This is a genomic window from Halomonas sp. DP1Y21-3 (assembly GCF_019801245.1).
GTDB lineage: Bacteria > Pseudomonadota > Gammaproteobacteria > Pseudomonadales > Halomonadaceae > Halomonas > Halomonas litopenaei.
This window is the reverse complement of record NZ_JAHVJM010000006.1, coordinates 75,520-90,156: the sequence shown is the minus strand read 5'-3', so window position 1 is coordinate 90,156 and position 14,637 is coordinate 75,520. Positions and strand designations below refer to the sequence as shown.

Annotated in this window: 10 protein-coding genes and 1 other RNA gene; 4 read left to right on the top strand and 7 right to left on the bottom strand. The window is 65.0% G+C overall.

Translation table 11 applies throughout. The features are described from left to right. Positions 1–83 precede the first annotated feature (83 nt). Entirely contained in the window at positions 84–410 is a 327-nt protein-coding gene (locus KUV74_RS16960) for a YbaB/EbfC family nucleoid-associated protein (protein WP_045993209.1), read from the bottom strand. A gap of 39 nt (positions 411–449) precedes the next feature. Beyond that, positions 450–2,798, bottom strand: coding sequence for a DNA polymerase III subunit gamma/tau (gene dnaX, locus KUV74_RS16955; protein ID WP_222516930.1), 2,349 nt, complete (start codon positions 2,796–2,798; stop codon positions 450–452). A 281-nt stretch (positions 2,799–3,079) separates the two neighbouring features. On the opposite strand from dnaX, the gene KUV74_RS16950 reads away from it, so the two are divergent. After that, positions 3,080–4,357 carry a hypothetical protein gene (locus KUV74_RS16950; RefSeq protein ID WP_222516929.1) on the top strand — a complete coding sequence of 426 codons (1,278 nt, stop codon included), beginning with the start codon at positions 3,080–3,082 and terminating at the stop codon, positions 4,355–4,357. Positions 4,358–4,375: 18 nt separating this feature from the next. On the opposite strand, the gene KUV74_RS16945 is transcribed toward KUV74_RS16950, so the two are convergent. The 4 genes from KUV74_RS16945 to KUV74_RS16930 form a co-directional block, all read right to left on the bottom strand. Next, positions 4,376–5,407: a histone deacetylase family protein gene (locus KUV74_RS16945; RefSeq protein WP_045993206.1), complete on the bottom strand. Its 1,032-nt coding sequence runs from the start codon at positions 5,405–5,407 to the stop codon at positions 4,376–4,378. Positions 5,408–5,612: 205 nt separating this feature from the next. Then, positions 5,613–6,356, bottom strand: a complete 744-nt coding sequence (locus tag KUV74_RS16940) for a tellurite resistance TerB family protein (RefSeq protein WP_108132614.1) — start codon at positions 6,354–6,356, stop codon at positions 5,613–5,615. Positions 6,357–6,605: 249 nt separating this feature from the next. Then, on the bottom strand, positions 6,606–7,976 hold the full coding sequence (locus KUV74_RS16935) for an NAD-dependent succinate-semialdehyde dehydrogenase (RefSeq protein ID WP_222516928.1): 1,371 nt from the start codon (positions 7,974–7,976) through the stop codon (positions 6,606–6,608). Between the two features lie 171 nt (positions 7,977–8,147). Continuing rightward, positions 8,148–9,173: an aldo/keto reductase gene (locus KUV74_RS16930; RefSeq protein WP_222516927.1), complete on the bottom strand. Its 1,026-nt coding sequence runs from the start codon at positions 9,171–9,173 to the stop codon at positions 8,148–8,150. 221 nt (positions 9,174–9,394) lie between these two features. On the opposite strand from KUV74_RS16930, the gene KUV74_RS16925 reads away from it, so the two are divergent. Beyond that, complete coding sequence (locus tag KUV74_RS16925) at positions 9,395–10,357, top strand: hypothetical protein (RefSeq protein WP_045993201.1); 963 nt, start codon at positions 9,395–9,397, stop codon at positions 10,355–10,357. 305 nt (positions 10,358–10,662) lie between these two features. Here the strand turns inward: KUV74_RS16925 and ffs are convergent. Further along, positions 10,663–10,759, bottom strand: an RNA gene (gene ffs, locus KUV74_RS16920) — signal recognition particle sRNA small type. 324 nt (positions 10,760–11,083) lie between these two features. On the opposite strand from ffs, the gene KUV74_RS16915 reads away from it, so the two are divergent. Together KUV74_RS16915 and KUV74_RS16910 are read left to right on the top strand one after the other, a co-directional pair. After that, positions 11,084–12,307, top strand: coding sequence for an acetyl-CoA carboxylase biotin carboxylase subunit family protein (locus KUV74_RS16915; protein WP_045993197.1), 1,224 nt, complete (start codon positions 11,084–11,086; stop codon positions 12,305–12,307). Positions 12,308–12,481: 174 nt separating this feature from the next. After that, positions 12,482–14,503, top strand: a complete 2,022-nt coding sequence (locus KUV74_RS16910; RefSeq protein WP_124804319.1) for a hypothetical protein — start codon at positions 12,482–12,484, stop codon at positions 14,501–14,503. Positions 14,504–14,637 lie beyond the last annotated feature (134 nt).

Sequence of the window (14,637 nt, the reverse complement as noted above, 5' to 3'; positions counted from 1 at the left end):
CGTCCAGCGCCGGGCAAACACTGCGTCCGGCGGATACACTCTCGCCCGGGCCAGTCGCTGGCCCGAGTCGCGTCAGGGTCGGCTTAGAACGGCATCTTGAAGCCGGGCGGCAGGTTGAGGCCCGAGGTCACCTCTTCCATCTTGGCCTTGGAGCTGGTCTCGACCTTGCGCACGGCATCGTTGACCGCAGCGGCCAGCAAGTCCTCGAGCAGTTCCTTGTCCTCTTCCATCACCGACGGGTCGATCTCGACCTTGCTGACGTCATGGCGGCCGTTCATGGTCACCTTGACCATGCCGGCGCCGGCTTCACCCAGCACCTCGGCCTTGGCGATTTCTTCCTGGACCCGCTGCATCTTGTCCTGCATTTCCTGGGCCTGCTTCATCAGGTTACCCATTCCACCTTTCATCATGGTCCGATCCTCTCGTTTTAAACTGTCAGGCGCAGACGCTCAGCGTCTGGCCTTGCGGGTCTCGCCGGCGGGGGTCACGGTGGACTCCACCAGCCTGGCGCCGAATGTCTGCTGCAATTGTTGAATATGGGGATCACGCTTCAAGGCCTCAACCGCTTCGGCGTGGCGTTCCGCTGCCAGGCGTTCGGCCATCTGCCGCGGAGTCTCGACGCTGGTGTCGAGCTGACGCACCTCGATCTCGAGTCGACGGGGATACCCCAGGGCCTCGAGCGCATCGCGAATCCGGTTCTGGTGAACCTCGGCGTTCATCGCCGATTGCGACGGGTCCAGATGCAGATGTAGCCGTTCACCGTCGTCGGCGGCCACCACGCAGTGGGCGGCAAGGTTACGGGTCAGGCCCGACACGCCAAGATCGTCGAAGTGGGCCAGCCAGGCGCTGTGAGTCAGCGCCCCTGTCGACGTCGCGGACGTCTCGCCGACGGCGGGCTCTGCGGCGTGCTGCTGGTGCTGCGGCGCCTCGTCGACCATCGCCTCGGCCGCCATCGCCTCGGCCGCCCTCTCCTCGACCTCGGCGTCGGGCTCAAGGCTTGGCTCAAGGCTTGGCTCGGGGCTGGGCTCTGGGCTTGGCCCAAAGCTTGGCTCTTCGCTACTCGCTTCGCTCCCGGCGACCGCAGGCGTTTCGGCCAGGTGCGGTTCAACCGGGTGCGGTTCGGTCGGGAGCGGCTGGTCCTGTGTGGACGCCATCGCTTGCCCGGCCTGGGCCTCGGCGGACGGCGTCTCGGCCAGGCCGACCGGCTCATTCGAGGCGGTCGGTGCCGGCTCGCTGGCGACGGCGGTGGGCGCCTCAGCGCCCGGCGTAGGGTCCTCGGGAGCACCGCCCTCCCAGGGCGGCGGCACGTCACTGGCGTGGTTGTTCGCACGATAGTCGGCTTCGCCGCCACTATCATCGCGACTGTCTGGCGCTTCACCCGGCATGGGCGCTGGCCCATCGACGGGCGCCGGCGCGGCATCGACACTGGCCTCGACCGGCGCCGCCGTCTGCGCCTGGGTCTCGGACGAGGATGGCGCACCAGGCTCGGGCTGTGGTTCAGGCTGCGGTGCGGGCTGAACGTGAGGTTGAGGCTGAGCTTGGTTCTGAGCTTGGTTCTGGGCTGGGGTCTGAGCTTGTGTCTGAACTTCGGGCTGCGGTTCGCTCCGAGAGTCAGGCTGCGCGGCAGGCGGTGAACCCGCCTGCGGCGCTGTCTCGCCGCGCATCGGCAGCGGCGTCCGGGCGGGCCTGGGCACGCCCTGGGGACGAAACGCCAGCATCCGCAACAGGGTCATTTCCAGGGCGGTACGCAGATCAGGGGCGTGGGCCATGTCGGCACGTCCCTGTACCCCGATCTGATAGTAGAGCTGCACGTCCTCGGCGGCGAAGCGTCCGGCCAGTTCAAGCAGCGCCTGACGGTCGCCGTGGCCGTTGTCCAGCGCCGACGGCACCATCTGACCGATCGCCAGGCGGTGCAGCACCGCCGTCAGATCGTCGAGCACCGCGCCGAAGTCCGGGCCCTGCTCGGCCAGGCTCGCCACCTCCTGGAGCAGCCGTGCGGCGTCCACCTCGGCCAGCGCCTCGATCAGCGCCAGCACGTGGCGATGGTCGAGGGTACCGAGCATGGCGGCGACGTCGGCGTGGCGGACCTCACCCTGGCCGAAGGCGATCGACTGGTCGGTCAGACTCATGGCATCGCGCATGGAGCCGGCGGCGGCCTTGCCCAGCAGCCACAGCGCAGACTCCTCGAAGGGTACCTGCTCGGCTTCCAGCACCTTGGACAGGTGGCCGACGATACGCTCCGGCGGCATATGCTTGAGGGTAAACTGCAGGCAGCGCGACAGCACCGTGGGCGGCAGCTTCTGCGGATCGGTGGTCGCCAGCAGGAACTTCACATGGGGCGGCGGCTCTTCCAGGGTCTTCAGCAGCGCATTGAAACTGCTGGTGGAGAGCATGTGCACCTCATCGATGAGGTACACCTTGTAGCGGCCCTGGGTCGGCGCGTACTGAACATTGTCGAGCAGCTCGCGGGTGTCTTCGACCTTGGTCCGAGAGGCGGCGTCGACCTCGATCAGGTCGACGAAGCGGCCCTGGTCGATGGACTGACAGCTATCGCAACGGCCACAGGGGGTCGAGGTCACGCCGTCGTCACCTTCCCCCTTGTCGGTGCAATTGAGGCACTTGGCCAGGATACGCGCCAGGGTCGTCTTGCCGACACCTCGGGTCCCGGTGAACAGGTAGGCATGGTGCAGGCGGCCCTGGTCCAGGGCATTGACCAACGCCCGCTGGACATGCTCCTGCCCCACCAGTTCATGGAAGGTGCGAGGCCGCCATTTGCGGGCCAGTACCTGATAGCTCATTGAACGTTCTTTCCTGCGGCTGGGCTTTGGGCCAGGCGACCCGCTGAGACAACGCGGCGGGAGCGAGGCGGCGTGGCGGTCACGCGACGGTGTTTCCCGCCCGATGGTCGTGGCATTCTACCGGGTGGGGCCTTGGGCGCAAAGGCCAAGGGGGTTCACGCCGTTGAAGCGGCACCTCACGCCTGTTCGCCCGCCTGGCATTACTCGCATCCGCCACTGGTGAGAGGTACCCGCAGCCAACCGACGGTCGCGTCCCGCCCTCTCTTGTCACAGGACCCTTCATGCCTGACTCCGTGCTCACCTCCTCTGAGACGCCCCCCACCGCGAAGCGGCGGCTATCGCCCTCACGGCGACTGAAGGTGCTGCTGACGCTGGCCATCGTCGCGGTGATGGCGCTGTCCTGGCTCGATGTGCTCGACCGTGCGACCCAGCGCCAGGTCGAGGGCGCCACTACCCAGGCGCTGCTCGCCTTCGCTGCCGCCCGCGGGCTCAATGCGGGCATCTCGGTGCTGCAGTCCACCGAGATGGGCGTTGGCGTGTCGACCCATCCCTTCGAGGCGCTGGACCCCTTCAACGACCTGGTGGAGGACTATGCCAGCGTGATGAAGCTGGCCATCGGCTCACTGATCGGCCAGACCCTGCTGCTGGAAATCACCGGCTCGCTGATGTTCAAGATTGCCTTGAGCCTGGCCGGGGCATTGCTGATCCTGTGCCTGTGGCGAGATTGGCGGCTGACGCCACTGGCGTGGAAGGCCTTCGCACTGATCGGACTTGGCCGGTTTCTGCTGCTGTTGACACTGGTGGCCAGCACCCTGGTGGACCAGGCCTTTCTCGATGAGCGCACCAGCGCCAGCATGGCCGAGGTCCAGGGCCTGTCCGAAGAGGTCCAGGCCACCGGCCTGGCAGAGGCCGGCGATGCCCTGACGCCACAGCAGCGCGAGCGGCTTGAGGCCGAGATGGCCGATACCGACCAGCGGCGCCAGCAACTGCGCGAATCGCTGATCGAGACCAATCGACAGATCGGCAAGGCCGAGGACGCGGTGGAACAGAGTCGCGGTCGGCTGTCGCTGTTGACCGCCCGGCTGAGTCTGACCGAGCGCCTCAACCCCTTCCACGACAACCCCGAGATCGAGCGCCTCGAACAGCAGCTTGGCCAACGGCGACAGCGCCTGGCCGAGCTCACCGACGAGCGCGAGAATCAGCTCGCCGAGCTCGCCGCCGTGGACCGCGAACGCGATACCCTGCGCCGTCGCCTTGCGGGCGAGGACCCGGACGAAGGTCTGTTCGACGGCCTGGCCGAGCGCATCGGAGCCCTCACCGACGGCCTCAGCATCAGCGCCATTCAGAGCCGGATCGAATCCGGCACCAACGCCATCCTCCAGTTGATGGCGCTGTTTGTGATGCGCACCCTGGTGATTCCGCTGCTGTTTCTATGGCTTGGGCTGAAGCTGTTCAAGGGGCTGTATTCGCGGCCCGGGGCATCCCTTCGCCTGCCGCCACCCAGGCAGGAGCGGGTGATCCATCCGCCGCCCCAGGCAGACGTCGAGTCGCGAGACTGAACGCCGCCCCCTGGAAGCCTAGGCGCCCTGGAAGCCCTGGAGCACCTTGGCCACATTAATACCGATCTCCTCCACCGCGTAGCCGCCCTCCATCAGGATGACGGTGGGCAGGCCCAGGCTCGCCAGCCGACGCCCCATGTCGAGGAAGTCATCGCTCTTGAGGCGGAAGCTCGAGATGGGGTCGCCTTCGAAGGTATCGACACCCAGCGACACCACCAGAAGGCTTGCCTGCTTGTCGCTGATCTCGGCCAGGGCAAGCTCCAGGCGCTCGCGCCAGGTGGCATAGTCGGTACCCGGCGGCAGCGGATAGTTGACGTTGTAGCCAAGCCCCGGCCCCTCGCCCTTCTCGTCGGCGTGGCCGAGATAGTAGGGAAAGCACTGGTCCGGGTCGCCGTGGATCGACTGGGTCAGGACATCGTCACGGCCATAGAAGATCTGCTGGGTGCCGTTGCCGTGGTGGAAGTCGACGTCGAGGATCGCCACCCGAGCGTGACCATCGTCGAGCGCACGCTGGGCCACGATGGCCGCATTGTTGAAAAAGCAGTAGCCACCGAACTGATCACTGGCGGCGTGATGACCCGGCGGGCGGCACAGGCCAAAGCTGGGCTGGCCGCTGGAAGCGGTGTGCTCGTAGGCCGACAGCGCCACGTCCTTGCTGGCCATCGCCGCCTCGAAGGTACCGGGGGAGATCGAGGTGTCGCCACCGAGGGCATAGTAGCCGAGCTTGCCGCCGACATGGCCGGGAATACGATCTTCGCGCATGGTACGCGTCGGCCAGATGGTAGGGATGGCCTCGCCGCCGTGACCGGCGGCCTGCCATTCGTCCCAGCAGGTCGAGAGAAACTCGACGTAGGCTGCATCATGCACCGCCAGCACCGGCGCCAGGCCGTGCTCCCTCGGCGCGGCGACCGGTCCGACACCGCTGTCACGGAGCTGTGCGAGCACCAGGTCGACCCGCTCGGGGCACTCGAAGGGGGTCATCAGCTGGCCATCGTGGAGTTCGGTCCTGGCACGACGCAGCTTGGTCGCTTCACTGTGGTACACCTGCATGCTTGCATTATTCCTTTTGTTGACCGGCGACGGGTTGACCGACAGCGCCTTCAGCGCAAATCGGCCGAACGTATTGTGCCGCCGGGCCCGTCAACAAGGGAAGCCCGGCGACCGGCGCCGGGCTTCATCATCAAAAGGCTTTTCTGTCAGGCCTCTTGTCAGAGCTTGTCCGAGGGCTTCTCAAGTGGTCGTGCGTGACGGTGGCTCAGCCCTGCCCCTCGAGCTGACGTTCCAGTTCGCGACGCACGTTCTCGTCCAGCGACAGCGCGGTGCCCAGCTCGTCCAGCCAGGCACGCTCCATGGCATTCTGGTCGTCGATCACCGCGGCGCTGGCCAGGTACATCTCCCGCGCCGCCTGGGGCGAGTCGGCCTGACTGGCCAGGGCCTGGGCGTCCAGCGGTGCCTGGAGCTGACGCTCGACCCAGGCATGCAGCTCATCATCGGCCCCGAGCTGCTGAATCTGCTCGCTGATCAGGGCGCGCTCCTGGGCGTCGATGTGGCCGTCGGCCCGGGCCGCCATGATCACCGCCTGCAATACCTCCAGGCTACGCCGTTCCTGGGCCTCGCCGCCGAGCTCCTCCAGCGGAGCCCCTTCACCGGATTGAGCCCCCTGAGACGCGGGGGTGGCCTCGTCACCGCCACGGGACTTCTGCCAGGCCTTCCAGGCCAGCATGCCGACGCCGGCGATGGCGCCGTACTTGATCGCCTTGCCGCCCATGCTGCGGCCGCGCTTGGACCCCATCAGCATGCCTAGCGCACCGCCGCCGAGCAGGCTCTTCATGTCCATGCCGCCGCCACCGCTGGACGACGACGATCCCCCGGACAGCTGGGACGAGACGCTGTTGATCAGCCCCTGCACGTCGAAGCCGCCCTTTCCGGAAGACGAACCGCCGGAAGACGAACCGCCGGCCTGTTTCATCAGTTGGTCGAGCAGGTACTTGGCATTCATATCGCACTCCTCCTTGGTCGATGGTCATTGGAAAGCTCGACGACGGCGAGGTTCCCTGGATACGAGCCGCCATCTCGATTCAACCGCGGACAAGGGCCCATGGCGTCACCATAGACACTGGCACCAGCCTTGGCCTCCTGTTTTGTCCTCGCGGATCGAGTCCTCCTGAACGCAAGAACCCGCCAAGCGAACTTGACGGGTCCTTGTCCAGCGGCGCATCGCGCTGTCGGCTCAGATGTCGGCCCGGGATCAGCGTGCCATCTTCACCATCTGGCGGTTGACGAACTCATCCATGCCATCCTTGCCAAGCTCGCGGCCGAAGCCGGAGCGCTTGACGCCACCGAAGGGCAGCTCGGCTTCACTGCCGGGCGGCTCGTTGATGTGGACCATGCCCACCTCGAGACGATTGGCCAGCTCGAGCGCTCCCTCCGGGTTGGAGGTCTGGATCACCGCGCCCAGGCCATAGGGCGTGTCGTTGGCCAGGTCGATCGCATCCTCCAGATCGGCGGCGCGGTAGACCACGGCCACCGGTCCGAACAGCTCCTCCTGGAAGATGCGCATGTCGCGGGTCACGCCGGTCAGCAGGGTCGGGGCGTACCAGGCGCCCGCGCGATCCAGGCGCTTGCCGCCGGTGACCAGGGTCGCGCCCTGGCGGATCGCATCCTGGACCTGAGCATCCAGGTTGGTAAGCGCCTGCTCCGAGGACATCGGCCCCATCACGGTATCGTCCGCCATGGGATCGCCGACCTTGATCTGCTCCACCGCCTCGTGGAAGGCCGCCAGGAAGTCGTCGTAGACGGCGTCGTCGACGATGATCCGCTTGGCCGCGTTGCAGGCCTGACCGCAGTTGCCGAAACGTCCCTGCACCGCCTGCTTGACGGCCTGCTCCAGATCGGCGTCGGGCAGCACCAGGAAGGGATCGGAGCCACCCAGCTCCAGCACCACCTTCTTGAGCTGGCGACCGGCCTGCTCGGCCACCGCCGCGCCGGCACGCTCTGAACCGGTCAGCGACACGCCCTGCACCCGCGGGTCGGCGATCAGCTCACCCACCTGCTCGTTGCTGGCGTAGAGGTTGGTGTAAAGCCCCTTGGGCGCCCCCGCCTCGGTGAAGATGTCCTCGATGGCCTTGGCCGACTCCGGACACTGGGGAGCGTGCTTGAGCAGGATGGTGTTGCCGTTGAGCACGTTGGGACCGGCAAAGCGCGCCACCTGATAGTAGGGGAAGTTCCAGGGCATGATGCCCAGCAGCACCCCGAGCCCCTGCTTGCGCACCTCGGCCTTGGCGCCGCCGGTGACGATGGGCTCCGGCTCCAGCCAGGCCGGGCCGTTGTCGGCGTAGTAGCGGTATATGTCCACCACCACCGACATTTCGCCCAGGGCCTGGGACTTCGGCTTGCCCATCTCGCGCACGATGATATCGGCGAGCTGGTCACGGCGCTGTTCGTGCAGGTCGGCGACCCGGTGCAGCAGCGCCGCACGCTCGGCGGGGGTGACGTCACGCCAGGCCAGATACGCCTGATGCGCCGACTCCACGGCCTTCAGAATCTCGCCGTCGCTGGCGTCGGGGTAGGTGGCTTCGACCTCTCCGGTCGCCGGGTTGGTAACCTTGTAATGGCTCATGGCTGTCTCTCCTTGCGGCATGGCTGTGCGACCAGCCTTCGCATGGCGAAGGCTCTCGGCAGATTCAGGGGGCTAAACAGCATAGCGCCGGCCCGCCACGGTGGACAGGAGGATTCGACCAGAGTTCGGCGTGGCTGCCGAACAAATTTCTCCCCGAGGCCTGTCGACGCTTCAGTGATCCCCGTCGCCACGCGCCGTTGCAAACTCCTCGGTGTCGATATCCGCCTGCTGGGCCTCGCTGTAACGCGCACCGACCACCTGGTCCGCCGTCATCATGGCGTTGATCAGCGCAAGCGTGCCGGCATCCAGCGTCAGCGCCTCGGCAGCCAGGTTCTCTTCCTGGTGGGTGGCTGTACGTGATCCGGGGATCGGTATCACGTCCGCCCCCTGCCCTCTCAGCCAGGCCAGCGCCAACTGGGCGGGGGTGCACTCGCGCTGGCGCGCCAGCGCCTCGAACTCGGCCAGCAGGGCAAGATTGCGCGGGTAGTTGTCGGCACTAAAGCGCGGCATGCCTCGGCGCATGTCGGCCTCCTCGAGCCTGGCGGGGTCACGCAGGGTACCGGTCAGAAAGGCGCGGCCCAGCGGGCTGAACGCCACCAGCACGGTATTCGACTCACGGCAGGCGTCGAGTAACGCGATCTCGGGGTTGCGCGTCCACACCGAGTATTCCGACTGCACCGCCGCGATGGGATGCTCCTGCCGGGCCTGCCTGAGCGTCGCCGCCGACACCTCGGACAGCCCGACCCCACCGATCTTCCCTTCCTGCTCGAGTCGTCCCAGTTCTCCCACGCTCTCCTCGATCGGCACCTGACGATCCCGTCGATGCAGGTAGTAGAGATCCAGATGATCGGTCTTCAGTCGCGAAAGGCTCTGCTCGCATTGGCGGCGCAGCGTCTCAGGCCGCCCGTCGATGCGCTTGGCACCGATCTCCGGGTCGAAGGCCATGCCACACTTGCTGGCCAGGAAGACCTCTTCACGGCGACCGGCAAGCGCTTGCCCCACGACTCGCTCATTGGCCGTCTTGCCGTAGAGGGTGGCGGTATCGAAGTGGCGGTAGCCCACCTCGAAAGCGTGCTGCAACACCCTGACCGCCTCGGCTTCCGGCAACGGACTGCCATAGGCGTGGGACACGTTCATGCAGCCAAGGCCGATGGCTGGCGCCCGCAACCGCTCGAGCCGACGAAGGACGTCTGACATGCAATCTCCCGATCATGTTGATAAAAAACTGACAACCCACATCGAAACGACGGGATTTCCGCTTCTAAGCGTCATCGACAACCACTACTATCGTATTAGCCTGCTTCAGCATACTTGTTTAAGGCTACACCAGTATGCCCGTGAGACGGCCATCGCTTCTGGTAACCCCGGAAGCGATTCCCAGCACATAACGATAACCCCTAAAAAGGATAGACAACGCAGTGGACAACCTATCGATTGGCGTGGACATCGCCACCAGCCTGGCGATCCTTGGTGCCTTCGTGTCCTGGACGCTGGACAATCACCGTCAGCGGCGCATGGCTCGCGAGGTCGGCATCAATGACCAGGCCCGCGCCATCGCCGTGACCAAGGTCCAGGAAACCACCATACAGCTGTCAAAAGACTTCAACAGCATGATCACCAACGCCGGCAAGATCGAACGACGCCTCAACCGGCTGTGGAAACAGGATGGTGTGGATGCGGTCCAGCGGCATATCGAGCAGAACGACGACTACCTGGAAGAGGTCGGCGAATACCTGCAGGCGTTCAAGGACGAGGTCTCGCGCTACTACGAGAGCTGCCACGTCCACAAGTACCTGCTGTTCCCGGTCCTCGGCAGCCTGCCCGAAGGCGACGGCATGGTCGCCAGCATCAAGAGCGACTTCGACGATATCGCCCGCTGCCATGACGAGATCAACTCAGGCTACGCCCACCTACTGCGTGAGCTCGAAGGCGCGGTCAAGATTGCCGACCGGCTCGCCAAGGTCGACGAGCAGGATCCCGAGCACGCCGCCCTGAAAAAGAAGCTGGTCAACGCCGTCAGCAGCATCGCCTACGACCCCGACTACAAGGAGTTCATCCACTACTTCATCCCCGACGGTCAGGAAGAGGCCTTCTACCGTGAGTACGACAATCGGGAGATCCAGGACCAGGAGCTGAGCGGCGTGGTCATCGGTAACCTTTACGGCACCCTGATCAAGCGCCCTGCCCGCGCCCAGGCCATGTGCCTGCTGCTGGCGCGCCAGTCGATCCAGCGCACCCGCACCGAATGCAAGGAGGTGCTGTGCTCGCTGAGCGCCGTCGCCAGCGTGCTGCTGTCGCGCAACGAAGAATCCACCCTCTCGGCGGAAATCGCCAAACTCAAGTCCGATGACTACTTTGCCCTAGATCGCGAGATCCGCTAGGCAAGGCAGTATCCGCCTGGGCGAGGAAGAGCCGAGACGAGAAAGACAGGTAGGGGCGCCGAGCAAGGCGCTCCGCTGTGTAAACAGGAAGTTCCTGGTATCGCAGCGCAGGCGGCGCATCAGACCGGCGAATGCCACATCGAAGGGGCACCTCAATACCGACCCACAAATGCGGGAATAAGGAATACTCAGCGCAAGATAGCAGACACGGTTGTCCCACCTCTTTGCACCACTGTTGTGTAACAGCGGGATCAATGAGGCAGAAGGTCCTGCAGGATCAAAGGCATGGCCTGAAATGGAGGCGGCCCCGACAGCCACATCCCGGCACACGCGTCCACCACTACCGTTGCTCCCTTCCGGGCCTGGCGGGGTTTGCGGTCTAGCGTTGCGGGAGGACCGACAGGGCCACCACAGCAAGGCGAGCTCGACAACAAGGAAATGTCGACTGCCTGAAAACGTCACCGGGCAAGGCCTGAAAAATCAGCCTCTTGCTCAGGACGCGGGCACTATACCAAGGTCATGCCCGGGCCACAAGGGTAAACCCAGTAGACTTTGCCTCAACAGTCATGCAGCGCTCGAAATGTGAGACTTCTACACTGAAGCTGTATGGTGGAAGCACCTTAACGCCTGGGAGCTCATACTCACCAGGCGTCACTTTTTGAGGATGACGACCACGAACAACCAGCACCATTACGCCCACCAACGCCCATTCCAAGGAGGCGCTGCATGAACAAGGATCCCAACAAAGGCTACATCGCACTACTCGGCTGGAGCCTGAACGCCATCGAGGCCGCCGAGAATTTCGACCGTCGCTACGTTGTGGTGGCCCCAGACTGGGCCGAGGACTACTGCAAGCAGCACGATATCCCCTACGTCTCCTGGAACTTCGAACGGCTCAACGACCGCTCACTGGAAATCGCCGAGACCCTGCGCGACATGGGCGTGGACGTGTCCATTCCGCTGTTCGAGGAAACCGTGGAGTGGGCCGGAGCGATCAACTCAGTGCTACTCGACAACCCGCGCCTCTACGGCCAGTCGCTGCTGCTGCGTGACAAGGCCCTGATGAAGCGGCGTGCGCAGCTCGGCGGTATTCGCGTCGGCATCTTCGAGGAAGCCCACGACCACCAGGACGTCATCCGCTTCCTCAAGCGGGTCAACCAGACCCTGCTCAAGCTCGACGGTGACCCCAACGACCCGATCCACCTCAAGGCCTTCGATAAGGCTGGCTGCCTTGGCCACCGGGTGATCCGCACGCCCGACGAGGTCGACACCATCCCGGAAGAGGAATTTCCGGTGCTGATGGAATCCCACCTGGATGGCTGGGAGTTCGCGGTGGAGGCCTGGATCCATGACGGCAAGATCGCCTTTCTCAATATCTCCGAGTACGTGACCCTGGGTTATTCGGTGTTCGTGCCGGCCTCGCCGGAGCTTGAGCGCTACCGCGAGCAGATCCGCGTGCAGATCGAGAAGCTGATCAAGGCCTTCGACATCGATTTCGGCCTGATCCACCCCGAGTACTTCGTCACCAGCGATGGCGAGATGTACTTCGGCGAAGTGGCCTATCGTCCGCCCGGCTTCAAGGTGTTCGAGCTGCTCGAGCGGGTCTATGGCTTCAACGCCTACCAGGCCAGCATGCTGGTGTTCGACCCCAAGACCACGCCCGAGGAAGTCGCCGAGTTCTTCCCGCGCGAAGTGGTCGACGCCAACGGCTTCGCCGGCTGTTTCGGGGTCTATCCGCGCCGCCGTGTGGTCAGCCGTCTGGAAATCCCGGAGTCGGTGGAAGACCACCCCTACTTCGAGTCACACGAGCTGACCGCACCTCTGGAAGAGACCGTCACCAAGCGTACCGCCTTCGGTACCCACTGGGGCCTGGTCTACTTCAAGGGCGACGACGCCCATACCTTGCGCGACCTGTTGAAGGCACAGGAAGACGAGGACTACTACATCTAGGCCTGCCTGTTAAGCGCTGCCCCGTCGGGGCAGCGCCGCCGGATTGGCGACGCCGCCGCCCGAGCATGCGTATACTGGCGTCGTCCGCTCGACGTGACACGACTCGACCCCCTGATGTAGGGACTGCTGCCGGAACTCCTCCGGGAGCCAACTTCAGGACGACAAGGAGCCGGTGTGACCAACCCAGACACTCCATCCCCCGCGGATAACGACAAGCTTCGGGGCCTGCTGACCAAGCTGGACGACGCGATCGCCAGCCTTGGCGAGTCCCGGGAGTTCGCCAAACCGGCCAAGCTGCCTCGGGTCATCGATACCTGCCGCCGTGTGCTGATGCAGCCAGGAGGCTGCGCGGAAATCGAGCAGCGCGCCGAAACCCTCGAACAGGCAGGCCTGTTTCTGGGATCGGACTGGGCCAGTCCGCATATTCTGATCCCCTCCCTGACCACCCAGTCGCTCAAGAGCGCCGATAGTTCGCTGGTGGTTATCGAGGCCTTGAGCGAGTTGCGCATGCTGGCAGTCGCCAAGGGACGCTATCGCCACCACCTCATTTCCGATGAGGGGGCCCACCACTACCTCACCCAGGTCATGGCGATCAATCTGCCGCTGCTGTTTTCCGCCCCGTCGGAAGCCGAGCGTGAGACCCAGGGCCGCCTGGCCGAGATTCCCCGCCAGCTGTTTCAGTACCTGGCCGAGCGCATCGGCTACGAACACGTCATCGACGAGCTGATCAGCGAGATCTGGCGGATCCTGCAGCAGCGCCCGATCCAGGTCGATCCGGTCAAGCAGATGATCACCCAGATCGCCCTGTGTCAGGCCAACCCCGAGATCGACCTGGGCGCCAGCGGCCAGGGCGCGGACCGCCTGGTCAGCTCGCTGTTCGGCCCGACCCAGGGCTGCCGTGAGGACCCCGGCATTGAGGTCTACCGCGAACGGCTAGCCAGCATGGACGCGAGAGGCCTGCAGTACGAAGCCAGCGGTTTTGCCAGGGCGATGCACGACACCGGCCTGGTCTCGCCCTATCACCCGGTGCTACTGCGCCACCTGCTCGACTTTGGTGACAACCTGCTGTCCGAGGCGCTGGGGCTTTCGTCCACCGGCCGCGATTGCCTGCTGTGCTACTGCGATCTGGTCCACACCATGGTGCGCACCGCCATCTATCCCGAGACCGCCCAGGCCGTCTATGGGCTGGCGCTGACCCTGGAACGTGGCATCCTTTACCAGCCACCGGTGGCGCCGGCACTGTGGCGCCAGCTTGGCCTGAAGCTATCCGACTGGTCCGAGGCGCGACTCCACGCCGCCTTCGGTGATGGCGTGTCCTACCGGGCCCGCCTGATGGAAGGTGTGCTGTGCATGCTGGGCCTTCCATTGGGGGTCGGACAGGGCAACAACCCGACCTGCCAGTCGGCGCGAGCGCTGTCCATGTGGGCCTACAACGACCCGGACTATCTGTTGCAGATGGTGGCCTGGGCCGCCCGCGACGATGAGATCCTGATGCACTTCGAAGGCCAGCCGATCTCGTCTCAGGAGAGCCTCTCCGGCGTCGCACAGACCCTGCCGCTGGACCTTGATCCAGTGTCGCTGCTGGTGGTGCCGCATCTGGACCGTATCTACGCCGAGATGGGGCGTCGCTGCCTGGGCCGTGAGGGAGACCCCCACCGCTGGGTCAACCCGGAGTTCCATGGCTGGTGGGCAGGACGCGGGTTTCGTATCAATGTCGACGTGGCCACCGGCCAGCTCACCGACCTGGACACCTTCCTGCGCCATTTCTATGCGAGCTACCACCCCTACTACAACGGTAACCAGCCGCTGATTCACCCCCAGCCCGCCGGCATCGCCGTCACCGACAGCGCCGGGCGCTTCATCGGCTGGCATGCCATCACCGTGTTGCGGGCCTCGCTGGATCCGTCGGGACAGATGCGCATCTACTTCTTCAACCCCAACAACGATAGCGGCCAGGACTGGGGCATGGGCGTGAAGGTCAGCACCTCCAGCCACGGCGAGCGCTTTGGCGAGGCCTCTCTGCCCTTCGAGCAGTTCGCCTCGCGTCTGTACATCTACCACTACGACCCGCTGGAGCACGGCGAACTGGCCCAGGTCGACCAGCAGGAACTCGACCGCGTCGTCGCCATGATTCAGGAAAGCTGGGGCGCCGACCGCATCCCGGCAGGTGGCCTACAGGCCGACGAGGGCGTCTAAAACGCCACTGGCCCGGGCTTGGTGGAAGAGTACTTCCTTCCGCCAAGCCCGGGCCAGTGCCCTTCCCTCTACCTGTGTAAACCTTTTGGCATCGTCTTCCAGACACGACAGACACCGACCACACGGTGTCAGAG

Coding starts and splice junctions, on each gene's coding strand:
- KUV74_RS16960 (WP_045993209.1), bottom strand. CDS start 410: ATGATGAAAGGTGGAATGGGTAACCTGATGAAGCAGGCCCAGGAAATG.
- KUV74_RS16950 (WP_222516929.1), top strand. CDS start 3,080: ATGCCTGACTCCGTGCTCACCTCCTCTGAGACGCCCCCCACCGCGAAG.
- dnaX (WP_222516930.1), bottom strand. CDS start 2,798: ATGAGCTATCAGGTACTGGCCCGCAAATGGCGGCCTCGCACCTTCCAT.
- KUV74_RS16945 (WP_045993206.1), bottom strand. CDS start 5,407: ATGCAGGTGTACCACAGTGAAGCGACCAAGCTGCGTCGTGCCAGGACC.
- KUV74_RS16915 (WP_045993197.1), top strand. CDS start 11,084: ATGAACAAGGATCCCAACAAAGGCTACATCGCACTACTCGGCTGGAGC.
- KUV74_RS16935 (WP_222516928.1), bottom strand. CDS start 7,976: ATGAGCCATTACAAGGTTACCAACCCGGCGACCGGAGAGGTCGAAGCC.
- KUV74_RS16940 (WP_108132614.1), bottom strand. CDS start 6,356: ATGAATGCCAAGTACCTGCTCGACCAACTGATGAAACAGGCCGGCGGT.
- KUV74_RS16930 (WP_222516927.1), bottom strand. CDS start 9,173: ATGTCAGACGTCCTTCGTCGGCTCGAGCGGTTGCGGGCGCCAGCCATC.